Annotated in this window: 21 protein-coding genes and 1 tRNA gene; 14 read left to right on the top strand and 8 right to left on the bottom strand. The window is 55.3% G+C overall.

Translation table 11 applies throughout. From position 1 onward, the window contains the following. The first annotated feature begins 479 nt into the window (after positions 1–479). Together HPC62_RS08770 and HPC62_RS08765 are read left to right on the top strand one after the other, a co-directional pair. Complete coding sequence (locus HPC62_RS08770; protein ID WP_172354901.1) at positions 480–1,547, top strand: aromatic ring-hydroxylating dioxygenase subunit alpha; 1,068 nt, start codon at positions 480–482, stop codon at positions 1,545–1,547. A 258-nt stretch (positions 1,548–1,805) separates the two neighbouring features. After that, positions 1,806–2,846, top strand: coding sequence for an aromatic ring-hydroxylating dioxygenase subunit alpha (locus HPC62_RS08765; RefSeq protein ID WP_172354899.1), 1,041 nt, complete (start codon positions 1,806–1,808; stop codon positions 2,844–2,846). Positions 2,847–3,354: 508 nt separating this feature from the next. Here HPC62_RS08765 and HPC62_RS08760 read toward each other — a convergent pair. Next, a protein-coding gene (locus HPC62_RS08760; protein ID WP_205370793.1) for an IS630 family transposase occupies positions 3,355–4,214 on the bottom strand; the annotation gives its coding sequence in 2 pieces (ribosomal slippage) (positions 3,355–3,909 and positions 3,912–4,214; 858 coding nt in all). Between the two features lie 100 nt (positions 4,215–4,314). On the opposite strand from HPC62_RS08760, the gene HPC62_RS08755 reads away from it, so the two are divergent. Beyond that, positions 4,315–5,145 carry a CAP domain-containing protein gene (locus HPC62_RS08755; protein WP_172358859.1) on the top strand — a complete coding sequence of 277 codons (831 nt, stop codon included), beginning with the start codon at positions 4,315–4,317 and terminating at the stop codon, positions 5,143–5,145. Here the strand turns inward: HPC62_RS08755 and HPC62_RS08750 are convergent. From HPC62_RS08750 to HPC62_RS08730, 5 genes are all read right to left on the bottom strand, one after another. Continuing rightward, a complete protein-coding gene (locus HPC62_RS08750; protein WP_172354233.1) occupies positions 5,051–5,596 on the bottom strand; it encodes an IS630 family transposase in 546 nt (181 codons plus the stop codon). The genes HPC62_RS08755 and HPC62_RS08750 overlap by 95 nt on opposite strands. Before the next feature lie 20 nt (positions 5,597–5,616). Beyond that, the gene (locus HPC62_RS08745; RefSeq protein ID WP_172354897.1) at positions 5,617–6,060 is read right to left on the bottom strand and encodes a helix-turn-helix domain-containing protein; all 444 of its coding nucleotides are present in this window, start codon (positions 6,058–6,060) and stop codon (positions 5,617–5,619) included. Positions 6,061–6,383: 323 nt separating this feature from the next. Next, the gene (locus HPC62_RS08740) at positions 6,384–9,257 is read right to left on the bottom strand and encodes an ABC transporter substrate-binding protein (protein WP_172354895.1); all 2,874 of its coding nucleotides are present in this window, start codon (positions 9,255–9,257) and stop codon (positions 6,384–6,386) included. An 88-nt stretch (positions 9,258–9,345) separates the two neighbouring features. Further along, on the bottom strand, positions 9,346–10,326 hold the full coding sequence (locus HPC62_RS08735; protein ID WP_172354893.1) for a DUF1822 family protein: 981 nt from the start codon (positions 10,324–10,326) through the stop codon (positions 9,346–9,348). Positions 10,327–10,427: 101 nt separating this feature from the next. Continuing rightward, the gene (locus tag HPC62_RS08730; RefSeq protein WP_172354891.1) at positions 10,428–11,387 is read right to left on the bottom strand and encodes a hypothetical protein; all 960 of its coding nucleotides are present in this window, start codon (positions 11,385–11,387) and stop codon (positions 10,428–10,430) included. Between the two features lie 887 nt (positions 11,388–12,274). On the opposite strand from HPC62_RS08730, the gene HPC62_RS08725 reads away from it, so the two are divergent. Further along, positions 12,275–14,899, top strand: coding sequence for a bifunctional diguanylate cyclase/phosphodiesterase (locus HPC62_RS08725; RefSeq protein WP_172354889.1), 2,625 nt, complete (start codon positions 12,275–12,277; stop codon positions 14,897–14,899). Positions 14,900–14,931: 32 nt separating this feature from the next. Here HPC62_RS08725 and HPC62_RS08720 read toward each other — a convergent pair. After that, a tRNA-Leu gene (locus tag HPC62_RS08720) sits at positions 14,932–15,013 on the bottom strand. Positions 15,014–15,920: 907 nt separating this feature from the next. On the opposite strand from HPC62_RS08720, the gene crtH reads away from it, so the two are divergent. After that, positions 15,921–17,447 carry a carotenoid isomerase gene (crtH, locus tag HPC62_RS08715; RefSeq protein WP_172358858.1) on the top strand — a complete coding sequence of 509 codons (1,527 nt, stop codon included), beginning with the start codon at positions 15,921–15,923 and terminating at the stop codon, positions 17,445–17,447. 57 nt (positions 17,448–17,504) lie between these two features. On the opposite strand, the gene HPC62_RS08710 is transcribed toward crtH, so the two are convergent. Beyond that, the gene (locus HPC62_RS08710) at positions 17,505–18,944 is read right to left on the bottom strand and encodes an FAD-binding domain-containing protein (protein ID WP_172354887.1); all 1,440 of its coding nucleotides are present in this window, start codon (positions 18,942–18,944) and stop codon (positions 17,505–17,507) included. 395 nt (positions 18,945–19,339) lie between these two features. Here HPC62_RS08710 and HPC62_RS08705 point away from each other — a divergent pair, with 395 nt between their 5' ends. From HPC62_RS08705 to HPC62_RS08665, 9 genes are all read left to right on the top strand, one after another. Further along, complete coding sequence (locus HPC62_RS08705) at positions 19,340–20,101, top strand: MinD/ParA family ATP-binding protein (protein ID WP_172354885.1); 762 nt, start codon at positions 19,340–19,342, stop codon at positions 20,099–20,101. A 108-nt stretch (positions 20,102–20,209) separates the two neighbouring features. Further along, a complete protein-coding gene (locus tag HPC62_RS08700; RefSeq protein WP_172354883.1) occupies positions 20,210–20,392 on the top strand; it encodes a cyclic nucleotide-binding domain-containing protein in 183 nt (60 codons plus the stop codon). A 139-nt stretch (positions 20,393–20,531) separates the two neighbouring features. Next, on the top strand, positions 20,532–21,644 hold the full coding sequence (locus HPC62_RS08695; RefSeq protein WP_172354881.1) for a PAS domain-containing protein: 1,113 nt from the start codon (positions 20,532–20,534) through the stop codon (positions 21,642–21,644). A gap of 392 nt (positions 21,645–22,036) precedes the next feature. Continuing rightward, complete coding sequence (locus HPC62_RS08690; RefSeq protein WP_172354879.1) at positions 22,037–22,792, top strand: MinD/ParA family ATP-binding protein; 756 nt, start codon at positions 22,037–22,039, stop codon at positions 22,790–22,792. A 22-nt stretch (positions 22,793–22,814) separates the two neighbouring features. Beyond that, entirely contained in the window at positions 22,815–23,393 is a 579-nt protein-coding gene (locus HPC62_RS08685) for a DUF6272 family protein (RefSeq protein WP_172354877.1), read from the top strand. A gap of 68 nt (positions 23,394–23,461) precedes the next feature. After that, complete coding sequence (locus HPC62_RS08680; protein WP_172354875.1) at positions 23,462–23,806, top strand: slr1659 superfamily regulator; 345 nt, start codon at positions 23,462–23,464, stop codon at positions 23,804–23,806. Between the two features lie 99 nt (positions 23,807–23,905). Continuing rightward, positions 23,906–25,093: a PAS domain-containing protein gene (locus HPC62_RS08675; protein WP_172354873.1), complete on the top strand. Its 1,188-nt coding sequence runs from the start codon at positions 23,906–23,908 to the stop codon at positions 25,091–25,093. A 68-nt stretch (positions 25,094–25,161) separates the two neighbouring features. Continuing rightward, positions 25,162–25,743, top strand: a complete 582-nt coding sequence (locus HPC62_RS08670) for a Uma2 family endonuclease (RefSeq protein WP_172358857.1) — start codon at positions 25,162–25,164, stop codon at positions 25,741–25,743. Positions 25,744–25,911: 168 nt separating this feature from the next. Continuing rightward, positions 25,912–26,379, top strand: coding sequence for a hypothetical protein (locus HPC62_RS08665; RefSeq protein ID WP_172354871.1), 468 nt, complete (start codon positions 25,912–25,914; stop codon positions 26,377–26,379). The last annotated feature ends 40 nt before the right edge of the window (positions 26,380–26,419 follow it).

The raw sequence follows: 26,419 nt of genomic DNA, 5'->3' as shown, positions 1-26,419 counted from the left end.
AAATGTAGTAGAAAAGGTCAACTCTGTAGTCTTAGATACAGAGTTGACCCCCCTAAGGACACTATCTTTTTGTATACAAAGATGAACACAAGAGGGAATGCATCCCTGTAGAACCAATATACGAAAGTTTCTTGAATTCTGACATCGTGCCTTGAACCTGCCCATCGGTAACCTGTCCATTGGTAACCCGCCTGTCCATAACCCGCCTATCGGTAACCCGTCTACCTGTAAGAGCTAATTTATGAAGCAAATCTTAAGAAGCCTGAAACTCTTGGCATGTGTGGCTTTGAGGTCATGCTTGCCCAGGAAAAGCGGTTTCTCGGAAATCCTTGATTAACAAGGCTTTCAGGCTCCTTTACAAATTAGCTCTAACAATTCGTTCCGTTGTGTCAATTCATTCCGTTTTAATCCCGTTGTCCCTCTTATCTTGAGTGCCATCGTTCGCTTCATCCATTCACTCGTTTCATTTGGAGAACATAATGCTGACGACCCAACAGCCCGTGCTGCGCCGCTTCTGGTATCCCGTCATGCCAATCGAGCAGTTGCTCAACGGCCCACAAGCCTTCACGCTTTTGGGACAACCGCTGGTGCTGTGGCTTGATGCCAACGGCCAACCTGCGGTGCTAGCCGACCGCTGCTGCCACCGCTCTGCTCAGTTGTCGCTGGGAATTGTCGAAAACGGCTGTGTGCGCTGCCCCTATCACGGCTGGGAATTTGACTCGCAGGGAATCTGTACCAAGGTGCCCCAGCTAGATGCCGACACTGCTATTCCCAAGACCTACCGCGTGCCTGCGTTTCAATGTGCCGAGCGCTATGGCTATGTCTGGGTGTGTTTAGACGAAGACCCGCTGCAACCGATTCCCCGCATTCCCGAATTTACTGACCCCAGTTTTCGGTTCATCCAGGAGTTTTATGAAACGTGGAAGGTAGGCGGCCTGCGGGCGATTGAAAACTCCTTCGACAGTGCCCACGGTCACTTTGTCCATGCCAGTTCTTGGGGTGACCAGTCCAATCCCCAGCCGCCGCCAATCGACGAGGTGACGGAAACGGAATTTGGCTTTGTGATGAAGCACTGGCTGGAGGTGCTGAACCCAGATTTACAGAAAAAAAACCTGGGCATTGGTGAGGAAAAAACGATTCGCACCAACACTCGCACTTGGTACATGCCCTTTGCTCGCACGCTGAAGATTGACTATCCAAACGGCTTGACGCATTTCATCTTTACTGCATACACGCCGATTGACGACCAGACTTCGCAGGTGATTCAGTTTTGCTTGCGAAATGACACCGAAGCGGAGGCAAAGGCGGCAGACATTATTGCGTTCGATCGCCAGGTGACGCTGGAGGATCGCGTGATTCTGGAAGGGACGGATTATGATGCGCCGCTGAGTTTGGCAGAAGAGCAGCACATGGCGAGCGATCGCCCCGGCATCATTATGCGCCATCGCCTGGCCCGGCTGCTGAAGGAGCATGGCGAAACGGAGCAGCGTCGCAGCGATCGAGTCGCCCCCGCCACGCCTGCAAAAGTCGAAGCAACCCGCGTCTAGCAGTCTGGTGGGTCGCTGCGGGATTGATCCCCCGCTCTGTCTTCGCATAGGAAAGCAAGCCTCAAAGTCCCGCCATTGATATTTCATGGGGCATCCTATTAGCTAGACTGTCTTCGCATAGGAAAGCAAGCCTCAAAGTCCCCCTTGATCCGAGGGGGATTTAGGGGGAAAAGTCCCCCTTGATCAAGGGGGATTTAGGGGGATCAAACCCTCAAATTCTCATCCAAAGCTTACCTTATCTTTATTCGAGAACTGTTCATGCTTGTAACTCAAGAACCTGTGCTGCGGCGCTTCTGGTATCCCGTCATGCCGCTTGCCCAACTGATGGATGGGCCACAATCCTTTACTCTGCTGGGGCAACCGCTGGTGCTGTGGCTGGATCGAGATGGGAAACCTGCGGCCCTGGGCGATCGCTGCTGTCACCGTTCAGCAAAGCTGTCGATGGGCACTGTCAACGATGGCTGCGTGCGCTGCCCCTATCACGGCTGGTCGTTTGACGGCGCAGGAACCTGTACCGACGTACCCCAGCTTGATCCCGGCGCGGCAATTCCCAAGACCTATCGCGTCACAGCGTTTCAGTGTGCCGAGCGCTACGGCTATGCCTGGGTTTGCCTGTCGGACGATCCGCTGCTGCCCATCCCAGAAATCCCTGAAGCCGAGGCGGCCGAACATCGCCTGATTCCGCAATTTTATGAGCCTTGGCAGTGCAGCGGGCTGCGGGTGATGGAAAACTCATTTGACAATGCCCATTTCAGCATTGTTCACGCAGAATCCTTTGGGGTGACGGAACAACCCAAGCCTGCCAAGTCAGAGATTGTGTCGCTGGAACTGGGTTTGAAGGTCTATGCGACGGTGCCCGTGGTGAATCCGCCAATCCAGCAGCAGCTTTTGAACATTCCTGACACGCTCACGGTGCGGCAGGTCGAATCGACCTGGTATGCCCCTTTTAGCCGCACGCTCAAAATTACCTATCCCAATGGGCTAATGCACCTGATTTTTACGGCAGCAACCCCTGTGAGCGATCGCACGTCACAAATCGTTCAATTTTGCATTCGCAATGATACTGAAGCCGATGCCAGCACCGAATCCATCATTGCGTTTGATCGACAGGTGGTAGACGAAGATAAGCGGGTGCTGGAATCGACCGACTATGACACGCCGATCGATATTGCGGCCGAACAGCACATCCCCTCTGATCAGCCGGGAATCCTCATGCGCCGCCAACTTTCTATGTTGATCCGGAGTGAGCATTCCAATCACAAACTGGTTCCTGAAAAGCAGGGTGCAACTCAAGTTTAGTCAGAGAATTTCCTCAGAGTTGCTGTTGACGTTTGGAGAATGAATATTCCTATGCTGGAAGTATCCACCGCTCATTCCAATGAGTGAGTTGGGGCGTTCTAAAGCAAAGTCAGTTTCATTCGGACTTCATTCGGTCAAACGTTCACAAAACCATGCCTAAGGTTCGCAGTTTCTTCACCAACATCTGGTGTCGATTGTCTGGTTGCCTGACGCAAGTCCCGAAAGCCCAGAAAATTCGTTGTCTTGGGATCGAAGCCCATAGCTCCTGAGTTGGAACCGGAGGGCTTGGTCAGAGGAGCTTTTGGGCCAGCGTCCCCTACGAGAAATCAGGGGTTTCCAGAGATGTGTCAGGCAGTCAGGTCGATTGTTCTTAATCCTACCTATTTTCCTGGTTTCACAGTCTCTATCTCGCCAGACAGAATCGCCCCAATTATCGAATCGGTTTAATGGATTGACCATTGGCAAACGAGCCAATGCACAGGCCCAAGATGACTGGGCAGATATAGCCCTACGCAGTCACGTTAGGGCATTCTCTAAAAGCAGCATCCACACAATCGCGAAAGTTATCAAACTCATCCCAGCGTTGCCGCATCCAATTCTTCAGCACAAACCACCAATGCTCAATCTCGTTCAAGTCTGGGGAATAAGGGGGTAAATACCAAATCTCACACCCTGCTTGAGCCACGATCTCTTCAATGGTTTGAGAATGATGGAAACTGGCATTGTCAATCACAATCACATCTCCCGCTCGCAGTTGGGGGACTAAGCACTCCTCCAACCCCCTCTCCACTAAATCCCGGTTGCACGAGCCAGCAAAGGTCATTGGCGCAAAGAGGCTGTTCTCTCGTAAGGCCGCAATCCAACTGACTCGTTCGGTGCGTTTTCCTGATTTAAGCCCATAGAAGCGGTCTCCAACCTCGCAGTAGCCGTAGGGATACACGTCTCGATGATCAATGCCTGCTTCATCGACATAGACAACCTGATGTGGCAGCTTACTCCTCAAGCGCTCTTGAAACTCTTGTCGCTTCAGGTCGTCTCGTTCCCGATAGCCATAGGTCTTTTTTTTCGACTAAACCCAATCTTTCGCAAGGCTCGACTGATGTCCTGCTGTGTCACATTATCCCCCCACAGGGTTGCCAGTCTCGCTTGGGTCTGATCCCCATGCTGCTTGACAAACTCACGAAAGCGCGACCAGTCGGTAATCTTATGCCGATTTCCTCGCTGAAACCCAGTCATCGCTCGGCAATCTCCCGTTTCTTTTTCCCGTTTCAACCACAGGTCTAAGGTATTGCGACTGATGTTGAACATTCGACAGACATCAACTTTGCGGTGACCTTGTTTCACGGCTTCAATCGCTTTGCAACGCAAGTCGTAGCTGTAAGGGGGCGGGCATAGGTGTTCCTAAACTCTCCTGATGGCTCTATGATAACGTCCTAACCCAAATACGTAGTGCTATAACTGGGCGCAAATCGAGCAAGATATCATTGCTGAACACAACAAAGTTCGACAAGAGCCAGCCAGCTACATTCCGCTGCTAGAGGCGCGTTTAGCCAGCATGGATGCAGTAGGAAATATTCCAAACGGCTGTGGCCCCAATTGCACGTTGACAACCCAAGAAGGACAGGCTGCGGTGCGAGAGGCGATCGCCTTTTTGCAAAATCAGGCTCCCCTTCCGCCCATCAGCCCCTCTAGCAGCGCTGCTCAGGCCGCCAAAGCCCATGCCCATGATCAGGCCGGTGGCGCATTCGGACACATCGGCTCAGACGGTAGCACCTGGCAGCAGCGTCTAGAGCGTCAGGGCACACGGTTTACCCAGAGCGGAGAAAACATTGCCTATGGCTCTCCGACGGCACAGGAAGTTGTCCTGGATCTAATTGTGGATGATGGCGTTCCCAGCCGAGGACATCGAACCAACATTTTCTCACCCGGATGGACTCATGCTGGCGTTGGCTGCGGCTTCCACCGTCGCTATCAAATTGTCTGCGTGATTAACTACACCGCTTCTTCTAGTCAGTTGAAGGTAGTTAATAACAGCAACGTCAATTTGCAGTCCGTAGAAATTGGCGGAGTCAATATTCTAAACTCTGTGCTGCACCCAGGACAAACTCAAGAGATTGTGCTGAATGAAAGCCAGTGTGAAGCCAACAGTGTCAGGATTCAGTTGGGTGGAGGATTTAATCCTCTCATTTGGTCATATCAATTCTCTAAATACCCGCTACACATAGAGCATCGACAATCCAATCCCACTGAGTCAGCGATCGCAGCGACTCCGCCGAAAGGCGACAAACCCACTGGCTGATGGCGTGCTGGAGTTGGCAAACATCATCAAAGTGAACCCAAGCTAGCTCCCGCTTGAGTTCCCGCCAGACCCGCTCAATGGGATTGACCTCAGGGCAATAAGGCGGCTGAAACACCAAGATGACATTGTCCGGTATCGTCAGGGTCTGAGCCGTATGGGCTGCGGCATTATCCACCTGAATCAGATGTAAATCATCGGGGAACTGAGCCGCAAAGCTGTGCAAAAACGCCTCAAAACAGGAACTGTCGAGATGAGAAAACTCGACTATCCACGATGCACCGCTCAGCGGTTCCACTAGACCGTACAGCCACCGATACACAAAGTCCCATTGAACTGAACCAATCGGCTGCACCCCAAAGCCCGTCAACTTGCGATGTTGAACCGTCAGCAGTCCGACGCGGCTCTCATCGCTGCACCAATAGCGGATTCGCCCCCCGTAGCGTTGTCTCAAGGCTGGCGGAATCGACTGGCTTATCTGGGCTGCAAGGTTTGCTGAACGGACTCGCACGCCCCAGGAGTCTGCTTCTTTGACACCGGACGGGGCACTTTGAGCTTCGCTTTGAGCCGATAGCGCACCGTCTTATGCACCGTCTTGTAGGGGACGGGTTGACCATGCACCGCTGCGAGCCACTGCTGCACTGCTCCATAACTGCTAAAGCCTTCTGGATCTTGCAGTTCCCGTTCCAAAGATGCCAGGACTTCACCGCTAATCGCTCGCGGTCGTCCACTGCGAGATGCCACCTTCACCAACGCTTCGAGTCCACTCTGTCGATACTGGCTCAGCCAACGAGACACGGTCGTGCGATGGCAACCGCTCAGTTGGGCTAACTGCTCAACGCTCTTCGCTTGTCCGGTTTTTAACCACCACAACACCTGTACTTTACGGCGCTGTGATGACCGTTGCTGTTGTTCCAAGACGGCTTTTAGTTCTTCTGCTGTTTCAGCGATATCGATTTTGAGGACTCCACTCGTGGCGGCTCGCTCTAACGTCTTCTTACATGTAGCAGATCTTTGGAGATTTGATATAAGAGGGTGTTTCAAAAGATATCGCCTGTAATATTAAGCACTCAGAGATCCCCCCTTAGCCCCCCTTAAAAGGGGGAAACCGCCTTAAAGTCCCCCTTTTTAAGGGGGATTTAGGGGGAGCTTGCACGCTTTGCTACAAACAGTAGGACTTTTCAAACATCCTCTAAAAAGTGCTGTTTAGTAGGTGACGTTCGGCTATTTGAGGCGATCGCCTATGGGCAAGCCGTTCCAGGGACAAGGTCGAACGGGTTAGCTGGGTTATCGACTAACGTCGTGAGAACGCGAGTCGTTAAATCTTTGCGATCGCCCCGTGCGTCAAAGCTAATCGTTTTGCCAGGAAAGATACTGCTGGGGGATTGTGCGGTTGCTAGCCCCTGGCGAATTTCATCAGACGTAATGCCGGGGCGAAGCTTGGGCAGCAGCACCTCGATCGCCTCATAGGAGACTGCCGTGACCCGATTCACGCCGCCCAGCCAGTAGCGATTGGCAGACTGCACAAAATCTGGGGCGCAAGCGGCAAACCAGTCCGTTGCCACAATCAGCCGATTGCTGAGGGCGCGACGCTCCTCCGAACTGCTGCCGCGATCGCTCCAGTCGGCAGTGTAAACTGGGGCAGAGGCCAGAATCAGCCGCTTGCCGCCGTCCGCCTTGATCACCGCCAGTGCCCGATTAAAGGACTCGCTGTTGCCCGTGCGACCGTCCGGCAGCACCACCAGTGCGTCTACGTCCTCGACCTGACGCAGCGCATGGGTTGCATCAAACTGCGGATCGGAAAGGTCAAACGTGCGAACAATCGTGCCCCGCAGTTCGCTCTCAAACTGATAGCGCAGGTCGTCACTGTAGAACTCTTTAGAATTGGCAAATAGCGCGACTCTGGGCTGGTTCTTTTGCTGATGCAGATAGTCTGCTAGGGTTCTCGCTTCGATCTGTGTGGAAGACGTGGTGCGGAAAAACACGTCAGCACCATTGCACCGCGCCCGCAGATTCATCACCGTGCTGAGTGGAGAAATAACCACCTGCTTGGCTGCGGCATACACAGGCAAAGAATCGCAAGTGCCCCGACTGGTGTAGTTGCCGATGACCGCTAGGAGCGTCTGTCCGTCGAGCGCGAGAAGGTTAGGTTGAACTAGCGCTTCGGCAATCGCCCTGCTTTGCGCGGGCACGTTCAAATCATTGGCAATGATGACTTCCAAATAAGTGGGCGCATTGATCCGATTGACGGCTTTATCCTGTGCTTGGGCAATGCCAAACAGCATTTGCTCACCAATGTTAATCAGCGTTCCTTCTGGCGTGCTGAGAGGAATCACCGCTGCAATCGTATAGGTGGGTTGCCCTGCCTGTCGCCGCAGCCGCACTTCGGCATTGTTGCGGAAAATCAGCACTTCGGGATCTCTCAAGGCTGCGGTTGCGTTTTTATAGTCTGGGCTATTGGAATCGTTGGAAAACTGCTGTCGTTGGGCTTGGGCCAGCTGCCGTAGCTCATCAAATTTTGCTTTAGCGGTATTGTAGTCGCCCGTGGCAAACGCATTGATGCCCGCTTGCTTGAGCGCTGCGTAGGGTGCTTCCAGCTTGAGGCTACCCAGCAGGTTTCCATTGTCGCCAGCAGTAATCAACCGTTCAATCGGGAGCAGCGTAGGGCTGGGATTGCCTGATCCCGCAGGGCCGACTAGCCCCTGACTAAGGCCGCTCCCCGGTGCATCACACTGCACAAACAGACAGCGGACTGGCCGAAGCGATACAAGGGCGATCGCCCCCAGCAATACCGCCGCCGTCCCCGCGCCCACCAGCCACTTGCGCCGATTCATAGCTGGACTCGGCAGGGGGGGCAGTGTGCCTTGCGGCGGGCTTATCTGGGGCGGGCGAGGTTCGGGCGGATGGGGCGGGGCGATCGCAGGCTCCTGCTGCAACTGATCTAACAACAGTTGCCAGGTCAGCGGCTCCGTATTTTGCTTGACGCACACCGTCGGCAGCCAAGTCACTTCGGAATAGCGCAGGTTGAAATGCTCCAATCCCTGTCGCGCCGAGCGCATGGCCATCAGCAGGGAGCGCTTTTTGGTAGCGAATTCATGGAAAAAGCGCTGCAAAAACTCCACCGCCACCGGATCGGGCACGGGTTCCTTCATCACAATGCAGCGGGGTACGTCAATCTGGGCAAGCTGCTGCGCCAGCCCCAATCCGTCGCATGAGTTAAAGATTGCCAGTTGCAAGCCCTTGCGAACTAGCTTACTCAGCGCAAACTTAAAGTTGCGAATGCTAATTTCATCGGTTTGGTTCAGCAGCAGCCAGCCCACGTTGCCGTCGTCATCGCTGCGGCTATGGCCGACATACACCAAAATATGAAAGCCTTGCGGATCTTCGAGCGCAGCCTGGAGGGTTGCTGGAGACGGCTGGAGCAGCGAGATAACTTCCACTGTGTCAGGATGATCGTATTCAAGCTGCTGGATCGCGGCCAGGTCTTGGTCGGTGCTGATGTCGTCGCTTTCTCCCACAATAACCAGAATTCTGATTTTGGCAGCCTGGGGATAGCTGGGGCGTGACCCCAGGGCCGTGGCGGGGTTCAGCACCCGAATGGCAGCATCGCTGTAGTAGTAGTGCTGCCTCAACAGCTTCCAGTCTTGCCAGGGCAGTCGTTTGAGCGTGTCATCCTTGCCAAGGTCAATGATCAGCAGTGGGCGATCGCCATTTCCGTTGCTATTCCCATTTCCATTCACTCCCCCATTCCCATTTCCATTGCCATAGCCATTTCGCCGCAACAGCGGAATCAGCGCCTCTCGTAGTTCACGCCAATGCTTATTGCTGTCGTTCAGCCATTCGTTAAACTCTTCTTGCAGCCTTTCCGAAAGCCGAATCACATCCTGCGCCGTGTGGTGAGTAATTTTGACACCGCTGATGCGAAAGTGCGATCGCACGCCCTCCTGCACCGCATAGGCCGCTTTCCAGTCAGCCAAGGCTGCGACCAAGCTATTGGGCATCGCTGGCAGCGCGGCCTCCAGTTCACCCAGATCGCGGCTATCTAGCCGAACTCGGTATCCAGCAGCGGGATTGTCCTCATCACGGGGGCGGAGTGTCAGCTTAATCGTTTCCATAGGGGGCTTAGTTCATGACCTAATTGAAGATATCGCACGATCGAATAAACCTATGCAACTCTAGTTTTCTAGAATTTTCCAGAATTTTCTAGATGCAGAATTCCTCTATTTTGCTATCTTCGCCAAGCGCAATGCGAACGCTAAATCGGTCGCCCGGCTGACAGTCGCATAATTCGACCTCGGTCCAGCCGCTGCCGCTTTTGGGGCGAGAATCCAGAATTGCTGCGCCTGTCTCGTCCAGTACGGTGATTTGCAGATTGCGCGGCAGTTGGTCAGACGAAGCATCAGGATACAGCCGTAGCCGCACGTTGAGCATGTTGTCTTCAGTGGTAATGGAAATCACCTGAACCACCAGCACCACCTGCTTTTCGAGCGACTGAAACTCGATTGCCTTGGCGCGACTGACGGAATTAATCTGGGCATCTATATCTGGAGGGACTGAAAAGCTGCCGCCCGTGGTGTTGCGAGATCCCGACCGCATGGTTCGATGGCTAGCGACGAAGGCTTCGGGCGATCGCCACTCAGGATGCCGAAACTGCCCCATCAGCCACTCGCGCAGGTTTACGATCGCCAGCTCAGGATGCAGCACATCCAGCAGCGAATCGAGCGGCAGCAGTTCACTCAGCGCTACGGTCATCGGCTCAACGGGGGCATTGTCTTCTGCAAACGGCACACCCCGCACAAACCCGAGCAGATCAACCGCATCCAACTGTTCATGAAACTGGACGGCAACGTAGCCCAGTCGGTCTTGTGCAGTTTCCAGGGGGAGGGTCATTGTGGTTTCTCCGGGCAAGATCGGGCGACATTCCAGTCTGCCCATTCCCGGCAACACCAGATCCGCCACATCCAACACTGCCCTCAGTCCTGGCTGCCAGCAGTCGCCCTCAGCAAGGCTGGTATTCAGTTCCAGCCAGTTCAGATAGGTCTGCACTGCGTAGACCGCCAGCGTGTTCAGATAGACCCGTTTGCCTTTCCCCGGCGTGGCCTGCTCGGCTGCAAACTGGGCGGCAGATTCAAACGCATCTTGACTGAGGAGAATAGGTAGGCCGATGAGTTCTACAGTGTTCATTGTTGCGTTCCAGAAGATTAGGGTGCAGTTGAGCAGATAACATTTAGAGAAGATTCGCGTTGCAATTCGCTGAAACATTCCGATCCAGTGCGGAGGGGAAATCAGAGGCGATGCTTTTTGAGTCTGGGCAGGCAGTCACTCTGCCAGTGTTTGGCTACGGTAGATTCTTTGATCTTGAGGTCGCGGGCGATCGCCCCCATCGACTCTGGCGGCTGAGACAGCAGCAGCCGTTTGGCCACATCCAGACAGTTGCAGAATTCTTGCGCGGGCGGGTGGCAGTCGCCTAGACACTGCGCCTCGTCCGACTGGAGAAACTCGATCACCTGAGGATCGAACCGCAGCGCGACGATTTGCAGCAGGGGTAAGCACTTTTCGCGCCAGTGAGTGTAGAGCGTTTGCTCCGGAATGCCAAAATCCTGGGCGATCGCTCGTCGAGTTTCGGGCGGTTCGCTCAGGTGTAGCCGCTGAATCAGCGCTTGACAGTGGCATTCCAAGAATTTATTGGGATGGCAGCCCTGCAATATCGCATCGGGGTCTGCTGCCAGATAGCGATGAATTTCTAGCCCAATTCGCTGCTTTTGCGCCTGCTGGAGTGCCTGAATCCACGACTCTAGCAGCGTCATGTCCTGGCGCGGATCGGACGTGAGGTCGCCCAGAGGGGTCTGATTGCCGTCTTCCCCAATCGACTGATCCAGCAGCACCACGTTGCCAAATTCTCGCTTGATCTCGCGTTCTCCGCGTTCTGGTCGATGCAAATCCTTGATTTTTGTATCGGGGTTTCGCAAGTCCCGAATGCGTCCCTCTAAATAGCCGTTCACCCAGTTCATCAAATCCGTAGAAACTGAGGCGCTGCGGGGGCTAAACTCGTCGATTGCCCGACACACCCGCTCCATCGTCAGGCTGAGGGCGTGGCCATAGTCGGGATGGCGAGAGCGGCGCAGCTTGGGCGATCGCTGAATGCACAACAGCAGCCGAGACAGGGCTTTGCGACGCAGCAGGGGCGCAGCATCGGGACTGCGAATCTCGTCTAAAAGAGCTTGAATTTGAGCGTCATCACACATGGTTTGGCAACAGGCGTAGGGAAAACACAGAAGACAGATTGAAACCGTTCATGGCACAAACAACACCAAACCGTTTGCTGAAACTCTGTCAGCCCGACCCGGAGGTGTTATGAAAAATTACAGGACTCAGCGGCGATTTTGCTTTGCGGCTGAGAGCCGATCGGAAACTGTATCTGGAGGATAGGGCGCATCTCAGTTATGCAAGTTTGCCCTCATCCCCCAGCCCCTTCTCCCTTTTTGGGAGAAGGGGAGCCGGATTGGAAGTCCCTCTCCCGCTTTGGGAGAAGGATTTAGGATGAGGGTTACAAAAGTGGGTACACCCTGGAGCATAGAGGGTTGGGCGTTCAGGTTGTGGCAAAAAGTTCAGCAAAAAATTCAATTTTCTCAGCCATTGCCAGAATCTATCGCCAGCCCCACCGCACCTATGCAGGCTGCGACCCGCCAGCCAAGCTGTGCAAGCTATGTAGCCTTTTAGCAGCTTGTTGAGATAATTTTTCTCTAAGCCTTAAGAAATTTCAACACGACCGCAATTTAGGCATGAGCAAGAGGGCGATCGCCTGGGTACTCTAGACTATAGTTCGGACTATATATAGTTCTGAACTATGGTCCCTGGGAAACCGTGGTCTTTTGAGTTTGCGATCGCCCCTTATCCCTGACCACACCCTCCCTGAGAGGATCGATCTACTCATGCCCAACTGGAGTACCCTCAGCAGAGTGAGATTATCGGGCGATCGCGGCTTAAAGTTCCGCCTCAAAACCCCGTCCTATCCGCTTCAAGCTGTCTCCCTTTTGTCACGCCTATGATGAGGGTTGATGGTTATTCTCTGGTGATGAGGAGCATTAGATAATTGGGGACTCTCTTCTCTAAAAATCCAGGCTAGAAAGCTGTGTCTAAAACCCGTCCGCATGTGCCTCGAAGGACATCCCACCGAGAGCATGTCCTTCACCAGATCACCAATCGCATTCGCCAGTCTTTGGAACTGCCGGAGATTCTCTCCACCGCAGCCCGTGAAATTCGGCGGTTCCTCGGCGTAGATCGCGTTAAGATTTATCGCTTTGCGCCGGATGGCAGCGGCGAGGTGATTGCCGAAGCGATTCACAACAACCAGCTTCCATCACTGCTGCATCTCCACTTTCCGGCCAGTGATATCCCCCAATCCTCACGGGATTTGTTTGTGCGGGCCCGCCAGCGGGTCATTACCGACGTATCGGCCCAGCACCAAATGGCCCATCGGCTGGATCATCCCGACACGGGCGAAAGCCTGATTAACCATGACATTCGCCACACACCCGCCGATCCCTGCCATGTGCAATACCTGAACACAATGGGGGTGCAGGCCTCTCTGGTCGTGCCAGTGCTGCACCAGCGCCAACTGTGGGGGCTATTGGTCGCCCACCACAGCAAGCCACGCCACTTTTCTGAACGAGAGCTTCAGGTAGTGCAGCTTTCGGTCGATCAGCTTTCGATCGCGATCGCCCAGGCAAACCTGCTGGCCCAAACCCGCGCTCAGGTGCTTTACGAAGCGACCCTCAACCAGGTCAGTCAACTCCTCCACAGCCCCCTCAGCCAGCCCGAAATTCGGCAGCAGGTCTTGGAAGCGATGGTGGCAGCGCTAAAGGCGGTAGGCGGACGGCTCTATATTGCAGCAGAACCAAGCGGCGAAGTGGCTCAACTCTACGTTACGGGCGAACAGCCCAACAGCCCAAATCTGGAGCAAGACCCGGTGTGGCAAGAACTGCTGGGGCGGCGCACAGACGGACTTTCCGCGCTCACCAGCACCCACACCCCCAGCCCAGAGGCGATCGCCCAGTTTGCCAGCAGTTTAGACACATCTCTAGAGTCCGAAAAGTCGGAAACTCTCCGCTTTCACACCTTCGACAGCCTGCAAGCCGATCCGCGCTGGCAGCCCATCGTTGCCCTGCTAGAGCCGACCTCTATCCGGGCGATCGCCCTGATTCCGCTCCAATTCCAGCACCAGTTTGTCGGCTACCTGGGTATCTTTCGCAGTGGCTATGACCAGGAAATCTTGTGGGCGGGCCAGCACCAGGAAGATGCCCGTAATATCATGCCCCGTGCCTCCTTTGCGGCCTGGCGCGAGATCAAGCTCAACCAGGCCCCAGAGTGGACACCCCAAGACATTCGGCTGGCCAACTCGGTGGCGATTCACCTCTACCTGGCTGTGACCCAGCGGCGGGTCGAGGCGATGATGCGCTACCAGGCATCCCACGATGCCCTCACTAGTCTGCCCAATCGGCTGCTGTTTAACGATCAGCTTTCGCTGGCCCTGGCCAGCGCCCAGCAAGATGATGAAATGCTGGGGGTTGCGTTTCTCGATCTGGATCGATTCAAGCTGATTAACGATTCGCTGGGCCACGCGGTGGGCGACGAACTGCTGCAAGAGGTGGCCCGGCGGCTGCGGGCCTGCCTGCGGCCCTGCGATGCGATCGCTCGGTGGGGTGGCGACGAGTTTACCCTAGTGCTGCCGCACCTCCACTCTGCCGAAGACATCAGCCACATCGCCCAGCGCATTCTAGACCGACTCACCAGTTCCTTTTACCTGGGCGAACAAGAGATATACATCACTGCCAGCCTAGGCATTGCTCTCTTTCCCTACGATGGGGCAGATGTGGAAACCCTGCTGAAAAATGCCGATCTGGCCATGTACCAGGCCAAGCAACAGGGCAAAAACAATTACCAGATCTATCACGAAGGCATGGCCGTGCAAACGCTGAACCACCTAGCGCTGGAGAGTGACCTGCGAAAGGCACTGTCTCGCAAGGAACTCCTGGTGCACTATCAGCCGCAGATTGACCTGATGACGGGGGCGATCGTCGGCGTAGAGGCGCTGCTGCGCTGGCAGCACCCGCTGCTGGGCTTTGTCTCGCCGGCCCAGTTCATTCCCCTGGCCGAAGAGTCGGGCATCATCTGCACGATTGGGGAATGGGTGCTGCGAACCGCTTGCCAGCAGCAGCGGGACTGGCAGGCTGCCGGATTGCCGCCGATGCGGATGGCGGTAAACCTGTCGGCACAGCAGTTTCAGCAGAGCAGTCTTGCCACCTCTATCCTGCAAACGCTGGAAGAGACGGGCATCGAGCCGCAGTATCTGGAGCTAGAGATTACTGAAAGCGCTGCCATGCGGGATGTGCAGTTTACCACCAGCACGCTGAGCCGACTGGTAGACCTGGGTGTGCAAATCGCGATGGACGATTTTGGCACGGGGTATTCATCCCTCAGCGTGATCAAGCACTTTCCCCTGCACACGCTGAAGATCGACCAGTCCTTTGTCCGCGATGCCCCCCATAATTCCAGCGACGTGGCGATCGCCAACACCGTCGTCGCTCTCGGACGCGGGCTGGGCCTCAAGGTTCTTGCCGAAGGGGTAGAAACCGCTGAACAAGTTGAGTTTCTTCGCTCCATCCAGTGCGACTTTGCCCAGGGCTATTACTTTAGCCGTCCCTTGCCACCAGAGGCGATCGCGCCGCTGCTGATAAGCAAGCAAGTAACAGGATAACCAGATGACTGGGATAGATAACGACTGACCAATGCGGATGAAAGGACTTGAACCTTCACACCTTGCGGTACTAGAACCTAAATCTAGCGCGTCTACCAATTCCGCCACATCCGCGTGTTGCCTAGCCTGTTGCCCAAGGCGATAACCTGAACAGTTCCGGTCGGGCTTGAACTTGGTTTAACTATCATAGCAAATGCAGGCGGGGCTGGCGCATCAGGAGTGACGCGGGCAGGTTAGTCAGAATTACTTGAGAAATATTTTTGATATTGTTGACATTTACTTTCAATAAGAGTACATTCTTTTTAGTGTTCTCCTCTCAAAGGATCGGCAGGTGGGGTTGGTCAACAGACCAGTCCCCCTTTTTTTGCCTTTTTATTCAGGGCTTACGCAGTTGGAGGATTTCTCGCGGGCGCAGCCCGCGAGAAATCCTCCAACTCCCAGAAAGTTTAATCGCAGGTGCGTAAGTCCGATTTATTTTTGCTTTTTTATCGACTAGCGACGTGTCTAGAAGCGGCAGCCAGTCCGATACACTGATAGATTGAGGACTGAAGAGGACTGAAATAGAGTGCGTAAAGTGCGATCGCCCCTACAGCGTCCTCTTCTAGGAACTACTGTGTCCACACATCTCGGTCGTTTGCGTCAGGCTCTGAAAGATCCCCCTCAATCCCCCTTAATAAAGGGGACTTCCGATCCAGTTCTTCCTGCTTCGGCTCCCCCCTTGCTCAAGAGGGGTTAGGGGGAGCGGCTCCCCCCTTGAGCAAGGGGGGTTAGGGGGGATCGGCTCCCCTATGAGCAAGGGGGGTTAGGGGGGATCGGTTCCCCCCTTGAGCAAGGGGGGTTAAGGGGGGATCAAAGCATCGCCGCTCAGCCCAGAAGACTGGTGTGACCACAGGAGTTTGTAAGACGGGATACGTCCTATCCCTAAGAAACGAGAGTTTCTAAACTAGCCGCACACCTAACTCGCCGCAAAAACTAGCTGCAAAAATACTCTATGCAGACCGATGCCTCCATTACCCAGCCCATGCCCCTTTCCCCCGTTCCCCCAGACGGCACAGCGTTCGATGCGATCGTGATTGGGTCAGGCATTGGCGGCCTGGTGACGGCCACCCAGCTTGCGGCAAAGGGGGCATCTGTGCTGGTGCTAGAGCGCTACCTGATTCCGGGGGGCAGCGCGGGCTACTTTGAGCGGGAGGGCTATCGGTTCGATGTGGGCGCGTCGATGATTTTTGGGTTTGGCAACCAGGGCACGACAAACCTGCTGACGCGGGCGCTGGCTGCCGTGGGCATGGAAATCGAGACGATTCCTGATCCGGTGCAGATTCACTACCATTTACCCGGCGGTCTGGATCTCAAAGTGCATCGCGAATATGAGAAATTTTTGCAAGAACTGATTGCCAAGTTTCCCCATGAGGCGAAGGGCATCCGCCAGTTTTATGACGAGTGCTGGGCGGTGTTTAACTGCCTCAACGCGATGGAACTGCTGTCTCTGGAGGAGCCACGCTACCTAACCCGTGTGTTTTTTCAGCATCCCTTTGCCTGTCTAGGGCTGGTGAAATATTTGCCGCAAAACGTGGGCGACATTGCCCGTCGCTGTATCTCTGACCCAGACCTACTGCGCTTCATCGACATGGAATGCTACTGCTGGTCGGTGGTGCCCGCAGACCTGACCCCCATGATCAATGCGGGCATGGTGTTTAGCGATCGCCACTATGGCGGCATCAACTATCCCAGGGGCGGCGTGGGGCAGATTGCCCAGAAACTAGCAGAAGGGTTGGAAAAGGCAGGCGGCAAAATCCTTTACAAGTCCCGCGTCACGGAGATCCTGATGGAAAACGGTCGCGCGGTTGGCGTGCGGCTGGCCTCAGGCAAAACCTACCGCGCCCGCCGCGTCATTTCCAACGCCACTCGCTGGGATACGTTTGAAAAACTGCTGCCCGCTGCCGTGCTACCCAAGTCGGAGCAAAAATGGCAGCAGCGCTATCGCAAGTCGCCCAGCTTCTTCAGCCTGCATCTGGGGGTGAGGGCCGACGTGCTGCCGCCTGATACTGAGTGTCACCACATTCTGCTAGAAGACTGGAGCCGCATCGAAGCCGCCAGGGGCACGATTTTTGTCTCGATTCCCACGCTGCTCGATCCCAGCCTCGCGCCCGACGGCTACCACATCATCCACACCTTCACGCCCGATTGGGTAGACCACTGGCAACGCCTCTCGCCCAGCGAGTACGAAGCCCAGAAGGAAGACGTAGCCGCAGCATTGTGCGATCGCCTCGAAGCCATTTTTCCAGGTCTTGCCGCTGGGCTGGATTTTCAGGAAGCGGGCACGCCCCGCACCCATCGCCGCTTTCTCGGTCGCGTAGACGGTTCCTACGGCCCCATTCCCCGACGCAAGCTGCTGGGCCTGCTGGGAATGCCCTTCAACCGCACCGCTATCCCTGGACTCTACTGTGTCGGCGACAGCACCTTTCCGGGACAGGGGTTAAACGCAGTCGCTTTTTCGGGCTTTGCCTGCGCCCATCGCGTTGCGGCGGATTTGGGGCTGCGCGGCTAGGCAGAATTGCGGCTGGATGTTTCTCTGGATGTTCAGCTTAATGTTGGAAACTGTCCCTTATCCCTGCTTGTTTCCTTTCGCGTCGGCGTACCGCTGCTTGAACAGGGCCTGTCGCTTTTTGTGATCGACAATCGGCGCAGGATAGTTGCAAGAACGGCGATCGCCCGCATCAATGATCCCTGTCACCAGTTGTGCAGTTTCCAGCCCGCGCAATTCTGGCAGCCATTCGCGGATGTATTCCGCCTCTGGGTCAAACTTTTGCGCTTGACTGGCGGGGTTAAAAATCCGCAGCGGTTTTGGGTCCATGCCGCTGGAGGCGCTCCACTGCCAGCCGCCGTTGTTCGCCGCCAGGTCGCCATCGACCAGCCGCTGCATGAAATACTTTTCGCCCCAGCGCCAGTCGATGATCAAATCTTTCGTCAAAAAGCTGGCGACGATCATACGGCAGCGGTTGTGCATCCAGCCCGTTTCATTCAACTGGCGCATGGCTGCATCCACAATCGGATAGCCCGTGCGCCCCTCACACCACGCCTGGAAGTGTTTCTCGTTGTTTTCCCAGGGAAAGGCTTTGAACGGTTCGCGGTAGGGGCCGTCGGCCAGTTCGGGGAAGTGATATAGGACGTGTTGATAAAACTCGCGCCAGGCCAGCTCCTGCCGCCAGACGCGGATGCCCTCCTGGGCTTCGTCGCTGCGGGTCTGTTCCTGGGCGGTTTGCGTGGCAGCCCAGACGGTGCGGATGCCGATCGCCCCAAACTTGAGCGCGGCGCTCAGCCTGGAGGTACCGTCTTCATAGGGCAAATTGCGCTGTGCTTGATAGTCGGTCATGGCGCGATCGCAGAATTCCGTGAGCCGCTCTTGGGCAGCCGCTTCGCCCGGTTCCAGAATGAAGCCTCCATCCCACACCAGACCGAGATCTTTGAGCTTGGGCAGGGCGATCGCCCCCGCTTTGGTTGCCGCATCTTTTTCAGAATCCGTCAGCCCTTCGGCATTTTGCAAATCCGCTACGGGTTCAGCCTTGGGCTTGCTGCTCCAGTTTTTCCAAAAGGGCGTATAGACCGTGTAGGGCGTGCCGGAGCCGCTGAGGATTGATTTGGGGTCGTGCAACAGTTGGTCCCAAAACGCCTGATATTCTACGCCCGCTTCCTTGAGGGCAGCGGCAACCTGGCGATCGCGCTCTTGCCCGTAGGGTTCCACGTCGCAGTTCCAGTACACAGCCTGAGCGCCCAGGGCGTTGGCCAGTCGAGGCAGCGCCTTCACGGGGTCATCGTGCAAGATCAGCAGTTGGCTGCCTGCTTTGGCGTATCGCGTTTGCAAGTCTTGCAAGCAGCCCAGCAGATAAGCCACGCGCACCGGGGCCACATCGTCCCGCTGCAAAATACCCGGATCGAGACAAAACACGCCAATGACTTTTGCCGAGCGCGATCGCCCTTCTGCCAGCCCCACATTATCCGCAATTCGCAAATCGCGGCGATGCCAAAACAAAATCAACTCGCTCATACCCTGCCTGCTGGATTCTATTCATCACCTTACTGCATCCCGCCTAGAGAAGCGGGCCGCAAGTGAAAACGAGGGCTAAGACGAGCAGAACCGACTACGCTTTGTCGGGCGCTTTCAAGAAGTAGCTGCCTAGAAATAGCAGGAAATAGCAGCCTTAAAAGAGCCTTCTGGCAAGAACGTGGGTAATCTTGAAGATTTTCAGCGGAGTAAACTCTGCACGGTTCTGATTAGGATATGGTTTGAGGAAGGCGATCGCCTTCTTTAGAGAAAAATCAGAGAAAATTGTTTAAGCAGCATATCACGGCAGCGTCGATTAGCAGTCTCCATCAGCGGCATCCCCCCCCATCGCACTTCCTTACAAGCGCACCCCTTCATATTCAGACGAGCAGAGCTAAATGGCACGGATTGTTTCTATTCACTCTTTTCGAGGCGGCACGGGCAAATCGAACACCGCAGCCAACCTTTCGGCCCTGCTGTCCAAGCACGGACAGCGCGTCGGCGTGATTGACACCGATATCCAGTCGCCGGGGATTCACGTCCTATTTGGGCTGGAACCCAACAGCATGAAAAACACCCTCAACGACTACCTCTGGGGCGATTGTACGATTGCCGAAAGCGCCTACGATGTCACCGTGCCAGACTTCAAAACTGGGGAAGGCGCAGTCTATTTAGTGCCGTCCAAAAGCTCTGCCGAGGATATCGCTCGCGTGTTGCGTGAAGGATACGATGTGCGCCTGCTGCGGAGCGGGCTACAAGATCTGGTCAAAGCCTACAATCTCGACTACGTCCTGATCGACACGCACCCCGGACTGAACGAAGAGACGCTGCTGGCGCTGGCCATGTCAAACCTATTGCTGCTGGTGCTGCGGCCCGACCAGCAAGATTTTCAGGGAACGGCGGTGGTGCTAGATTTGGCGCGAAAGCTGCGCGTTCCCAAGATTCTCATGCTGATCAATCGCGTGCTGGCCAGCGTGGATGTGGAAGACCTGAAAAGGCAGGTCGAGTCGATCTATAGCAACGAAATCGGCGCAGTCTTGCCCAACTGTGAGGAGATGATGCAGCTTGGCAGCAGCGATCTGTTTGCGGTTCGCTATCCTGACCATCCCCTGTCGCAAGAAATGGATCGCCTGGTTCGCCAGATTGTGGCTATTGGGTAGGCTGCTGGATGGATAGCCATCTTGCGCTTCGAGATGAGTTGCTGCCCCAGAAGTTGCTGGAAGTAGGAGATCATCGTTGGCAAAGAAGTCTGCTCCGCTAGCGAGGCCATGCATACCGTAACGGCGATCGCCGATATCCCCAGCACGCTGCACTGGTTATCAGCAGCATCCCTCAACACCCTGCGCCAGCAAAATCCCCAACTTGCGCTGCGGCGGCTGGACTGGGTGGTGCGCCTGCTCAGCGACCAGGTGATCCACGCAAAAGCTGAAATTCAAGAACTGTTACAGTGAGGTCAACAATTTCCCAAAAACCTACAAAATATCTGGAGATTTGTCTGGAGATTTAGAGAAACAAGCGGTATGGTTTAGGGACATGCTCCACGACTCGCTTCGGACTTGAAATTCGGACTTGAAATTCGGACTTGAAATCATGCAGGAGCCTTGTTCTGCCCCGTCTTCAGACCCTGCCGTTGAGCAGTCTCTACGCCTGGAAATCGCCCAACTCCGTGCTGAACTGGAAACCCTCCGCCAAGAAAAATCTGACCTGGAAATCTTGCTAGAGATGACCACCGAACACTCCGACACGGTGGAGGCAGAGCTTCAGCGCGAGGCAGAGGAAACGCTGCGGGAAAGCGAACATCGACTGGCGCAGTTTCTCGAAGCAGTGCCCGTGGGCGTGTTTGTGGTAGATGGCGGCGGTCGCTCCTACTATGCCAACCGCATGGCACAGCAGATTTTGGGGTATATCCCCATAACGCAGGTGGCGACTGATCAATTGTCGGAAACCTACCAGGTTTATCAGGCGGGCGCAGAGCGGCTATATCTTACCGCAGATCTGCCGATTGTGCGGGCACTGACGGGCGAGAGCAGCACGGTAGACGATATGGTGCTGCGCCAGGGCGATCGCACGGTTCCCTTGGAGGTCTGGGCCAGCCCGATCTACAACGAAAAAGGGCAGGTGGTCTATGCGATCGCCGCTTTTCAAGACATCACCGAGCGCAAGCGGGCCGAAGATGCCTTGCGAATCGCCGAAGCCAACTACCGCAGCATCTTTGAAAACGCCACCGAGGGGATTTACCAAACCACGCCCGATGGTCAGTATCTCAGCGCCAATCCGGCGATCGCCCGCATGTATGGCTACGACAGTCCTGCCGAGCTCATGGCCAGCGTCGGCGACATCACCCAGCAGGTCTACGTAGACCCCCAAGAGCGCGATCGCTTTCGATCCCTGCTCACCCAGCACGGCGAAGTCAAAAATTTTGAATACCAGGTGTATCGCCGCGACGGCACCGTGATGTGGCTCCTAGAGTCGGCGCGGAGCGTGCGCGATGGCGCGGGCAGAGTCCTCTACTACGAGGGCATGTGCATTGACATCACCCAGCGAAAACAGCAGGAACAGTCCCTCCAGCAGCGAGTGCAGCAGCTTCAGATCGAAATCGACGAGGCCAAACGCCAGCGCCAGGTCGCCGAAATCACCCAAACTGACTATTTTCGCCAGATTCAGCAAGAAGCCGAACAATTCAAACGGCGATTGGCTGAATAGGGCTGGATGTAGGGCTGGAATAAGCCTGTATGGAAGCCTGGAATAAGCCTGGAATAAGCCTGGAATCGGTTCAGATGGACACCCGCCCGTCATCCTCTCCAACCCCTATCCGCTTCGCTCAAAATCCGCTTCGCTCAAAATCCGCAGAAATCCGCCTCGATTAGAAATCCGCTTTGATAAAAAAAGTTCACGCGAAAAGCTAAATTGTCCTCACGCGAAAAAATGAGAGAATAGTGGCCCAAATAGCACCCCGGTTTCAGATGAAATGCTACATAACCCATACACGCTACGGTGATCACAACCCGCCGTAGCCGCAAATCGGGGATGCAGCAGGTGCGAATCGCGCATCAATCAGGTGTGAATCCGGTCTTTGTCATCCAGTCGAGGTTTCTGTGGCCAAAATTGTTTCGATTCATTCCTACCGGGGTGGCACAGGCAAGTCCAACCTTACCGCAAACCTGGCCACGGCGATCGCCCTCCAGGGTAACCGAGTCGCCGTCATCGACACCGACATTCCCTCACCTGGCATCCACGTCATCTTCGGGCTAGACGACCAAAAAATCGACAAAACCCTCAACGACTACCTCTGGGGCCGCTGCACCATTGCCGATGCTGCCTATAATGTCACGCCCCCCTCCTCTAACCCCAGCGGCGGCCAGGTGTTTCTCGTCCCCTCCAGCGTCAACGCTGACGAAATCGCCCGCATTCTCAACCAGGGCTATGACTTTCGCCTGCTCAACGACGGACTGCGCCAGCTCGTCCGCCAGCTTGAAATCGACTATCTGCTAATCGACACCCACCCCGGCCTCAACAAAGAAACCCTCTTATCAATCGCCGTTTCCAACCTGGTGCTGCTGATCCTGCGGCCCGACCAGCAAGACTTTCAAGGCACCGCCGTCACGGTAGACGTGGCCCGCCAGCTCGATGCCCGCCAAATGCTGCTCATCGTCAACAAAGTCCTCAGCAGCATGGATCAAAACGCCCTCAGAGAACAGGTCACCCAGACCTACAAAGTGCCCGTTGCAGGCGTGTTCACCCTGTCCGAAGAAATGATTTACCTGGCCAGCAACGGCATCTTTTTCCTGCGGTATCCCGATCACCCGTTCAGTCAGGAACTCCGCCGCGTCGTTGCCCAGGTGATCGGTTAGTCATCGGTTAATCATTGGTTTAATGCTGCAAATCTTTGGCGATTTTCAAGACGACTATCCCCCCAGTCAGGAATTCCTGTCGCTGGCTTTTTCCCCCAGTTCTGCGCCCATCCGCCAGCGCTGGCGCGTGAACGGACTCTCGGCCGATTTCGTGGCCGACTACATGACGACCTTCTTTCCCGGCGAAGATGATTTATCATCTCCCTCTCAGCAAGATAAGGTTCGCGATGCCGTAAGCTTTATTGCAAATGAACTGCTGGAAAACGCGATGAAGTTTAGTGACGAAACCTCCGCTTTTCCGATTCAGATTCAGCTCCATTTGCACAGCGACGCGCTGGTTTTTTACGTCACAAACAGCATCAAATCCGACGACATCACCCGCTTCCAAACGCTGATTCAGGAAATTGTTTCCAGCGATCCCGACGAGCTTTACATCCAGCGGCTGGAAGCCAACGCCCTGGATGATGCCAATTCTGGGTCGGGGCTGGGGCTATTGATTATGCTGACCAGCTATGCCGCCCGCCTGGGATGGAAGTTTGAAACCCTGCCCGCAGAACCGCCCCTCACCGCCGTCACCACGATGGTTAAAATGCCCGTCTAGGCTGCAAGATGGATAAGCTACGACAGACGATAGATGCATTAGAATCAGCAAAGATTAAGTTGAGCGCTATGGAACTCCGGGACGACGACTATCAAATCTGGTATGACGCAGAGACGCAGACATTGACCTGCCAAGGGGCGCTGCGTCTGGGCGGGCCCGACGAATACGCGCCGATTGCTCAACTGCTGGATGAAGTGGTCAAGCAGGAACCCCAAAATTTGGAACTCGATTTGCGAAAGCTGGCGTTTCTCAATAGCTCTGGGATTAATACCCTGTCCAAATTTGTGATCAAGGTGCGACAAAATAGCCAGATCCAACTAGTGATTCAGGGATCAAATGAGATTCCCTGGCAAACCAAGTCGCTGCCCAATTTGCAGCGATTGCTACCCACGCTCAAGCTCCAGTTTGATTAGGGCGCTTCTATCTGTTCTCTCTGATCGACCGGGACTTATCCTGGGAATTCTGGCAAATTCTGGCTCTCGATTTTCGACTCACGCTTTCGGTCAATCACTATGGGCACGTCCGTATCGCTTTCTGAGCAGGCCCCCGACCCGCTGCTTTCGGAGGTGATTGCCCTACAACAGCAAGTCGAGCAGCTACGTCAGCAGCTCTTGCAAACTCAGCAGGAAAAGGCTGACCTAGAAGTTTTGCTGAACATGGTGACGGGCCATTCTGACCAGATTTTGTCGGAAGTGGAGCAGGAAAAGACGGATCTAGAGATCTTGTTGGAAACCGCAACGGAGCATTCGATGCTAGTGGAAACCGACTTGCAGCAGCAGGTCGAGGAAGAGCGACGGCAGCGAGAGGAGCAGTTTCAATCCATTACGGCGGCAACGCCTGTGGGGCTGCTGATCGCCGAGGTGGAAACGGGGCGAATTTTGTATGCCAATGAGCGGCTGGGGGATTTGCTGGGGCTGTCGCCAGCGGCCCTGCTGGCCCAGTCTACGGTCGATTTTTACGCTCAGCCGGAGGAGCGGGTTTCGGTGCTGGAGGCGATCGCCCAAAACCAGACCTACCGCGGAGAACTGCTGTTTCGGCGGGCCGATGGCAGCGTGTTTTGGGGGCTGCTGTCGATGCGGCCGTTTGGGTTTAACAGGCAGCACACCCTGTTGACGGCAATTCAAGATATCAGCGATCGCAAGCAGGCCGAAGATGCCCTGCGAATTGCCGAAGCCAAATATCGCGGCATCTTTGAAAACGCAGTGGAGGGCATTTTTCGGATGGCGCTGGATGGCGACTATCTAGAAGTCAACCGGGCAATGGCGGGCCTGTTTGGCTATACCTCCCCCGGCGAAATGCTAGAGTCCGTTCGCGGCGCAACGGCCCAGCTCTATGTTGACCCTGCCCAGCAGCAAGACCTGCGGCAGCGCCTCGAATCTCAGGACGAAATCAAAGATTTTGAATACGCAGCCCGCCGCCAGGATGGCAGCCGCTTTTGGGCATCGGCCTGGGCGCGGGCCATTCGCAGCGAATCGGGCGACCTGCTCTACTACGAAGGAAGCTGCATCGACATTACCCAGCGCAAGCAGCAGGAAGAAGCCCTGAAGCGGGAAATTCGCAAATTACGAATCGAAGTGGATCAAACCAAGCGCCAAAAAGAAGTCGCGCAAATCGAGCAAACCGACTATTTTCAATGGCTGGTGTCCCAGGCCGATGATCTGCGCCTGTTCAAAGACGCGCCACGGCGAGACGAGGGATAATCCGGCGCTGGCAGCTTCCGGCGTTGGGGCTGCCTAGCCGCAGCGATACTCGGCGCTATGCTATGGCTATGGTTTCTTCTTTCCAGCCTGCTTTGAATGCCGAAGACCAGCGCGTGCTGCTGTCGGGCGTAACCTGGCAACAGTACGATAGCCTGCTGGCAACCCTGGGCGACTATCCCGGCTTGCGGCTGATCTACCTGGAAGGAACCTTAGAGATCTTCATGCCCTCCGCCGAACATGAGCTAGTCAAGAAAGTGCTGGCGCGGCTGATCGAGCGCTATGCCGAAGCGGTGGATATTCCCCTGCACGGCTACGGTTCCACCACCTTTCGTCAGGAAGCTGCTGCCCGTGGGCTAGAGCCAGACGAGTGCTGCTGCATCAACACGCTCAAGCCGTTGCCCGACTTTGCCATCGAAGTGAACCTGAGCAGTGGCGGCATCAACAAGCTGGCAGTCTATCAGGGATTAGGCGTGCCGGAAGTGCTGGTCTGGCAGGCGGGCGACCTGACGCTGTATGACCTGCGCGGAAAGGCCTATCGCACCGTCAGCCACAGCCAATTTTTCCCAAATCTAGAGATTCAGCAGCTTGCCCAATTTGTCCGCCCCTACGACCAGCCCCAGGCAATTAAGGATTTTCTCAGCAGCTTGTAGGGTTTTGACTCCGTGCCGGAGCCTCCGGCAGAGGCGGCACCATTTTCGACAAGTTTTTCGACAAGTTTATTGCAGCGTTTGGGCGTAGCAGACCGGAGCAGACCGGAGCAGATCAGAAATATATCGGATATAACGGAGGAAAATCTTCTTCTCCTTTCCTACAGCGCTATGATTGACCCGCTTTCCATCCCGGCTGGGACGATTTTGGCCTATGCCCTGCCCAAACTGCTCGATGCCAGCCTGGAAAAGGTGGGCGAACTCTTGACCGAAGAAGCCATAAACCAAGCGAGGCAAAAGGGGCAAGCGCTGCGGCAGGCGATTTTGCGGCGACTCAATCCCGAAAAGCAACGGCAGCTAGAGCAGGCCATGGCCGCCGCAGAAACCTCACCCGACCAGCGCCAGAAGCTAGAGGGCTGGCTAGAGCGGATGATGCAGCAGCATCCAGATTTTGCGGAGGAACTGCGGAAACTGGCGCAGGAAATTCACCAGATTATCAACATCGATAAGGTTCAAGGGCGAAACGTTCAGCAGGTATTTGGAGGACAAGGGCTTCAGGTAAACGACCCAAACCAGCCCGTATTTCAAATTCAGGGCAATCCGATTTTTAATCTGGGAAACCAACCCCCAACCCCTTGACTGGAGCCGCCTGCTGGGGGTCGGGCAAAGTTACCCCCGC

Origin of the sequence: Thermoleptolyngbya sichuanensis A183 (assembly GCF_013177315.1) — a bacterium.
GTDB classification, from domain to species: domain Bacteria; phylum Cyanobacteriota; class Cyanobacteriia; order Elainellales; family Elainellaceae; genus Thermoleptolyngbya; species Thermoleptolyngbya sichuanensis.
This window is presented reverse-complemented; position numbering and strand designations above follow the sequence as displayed.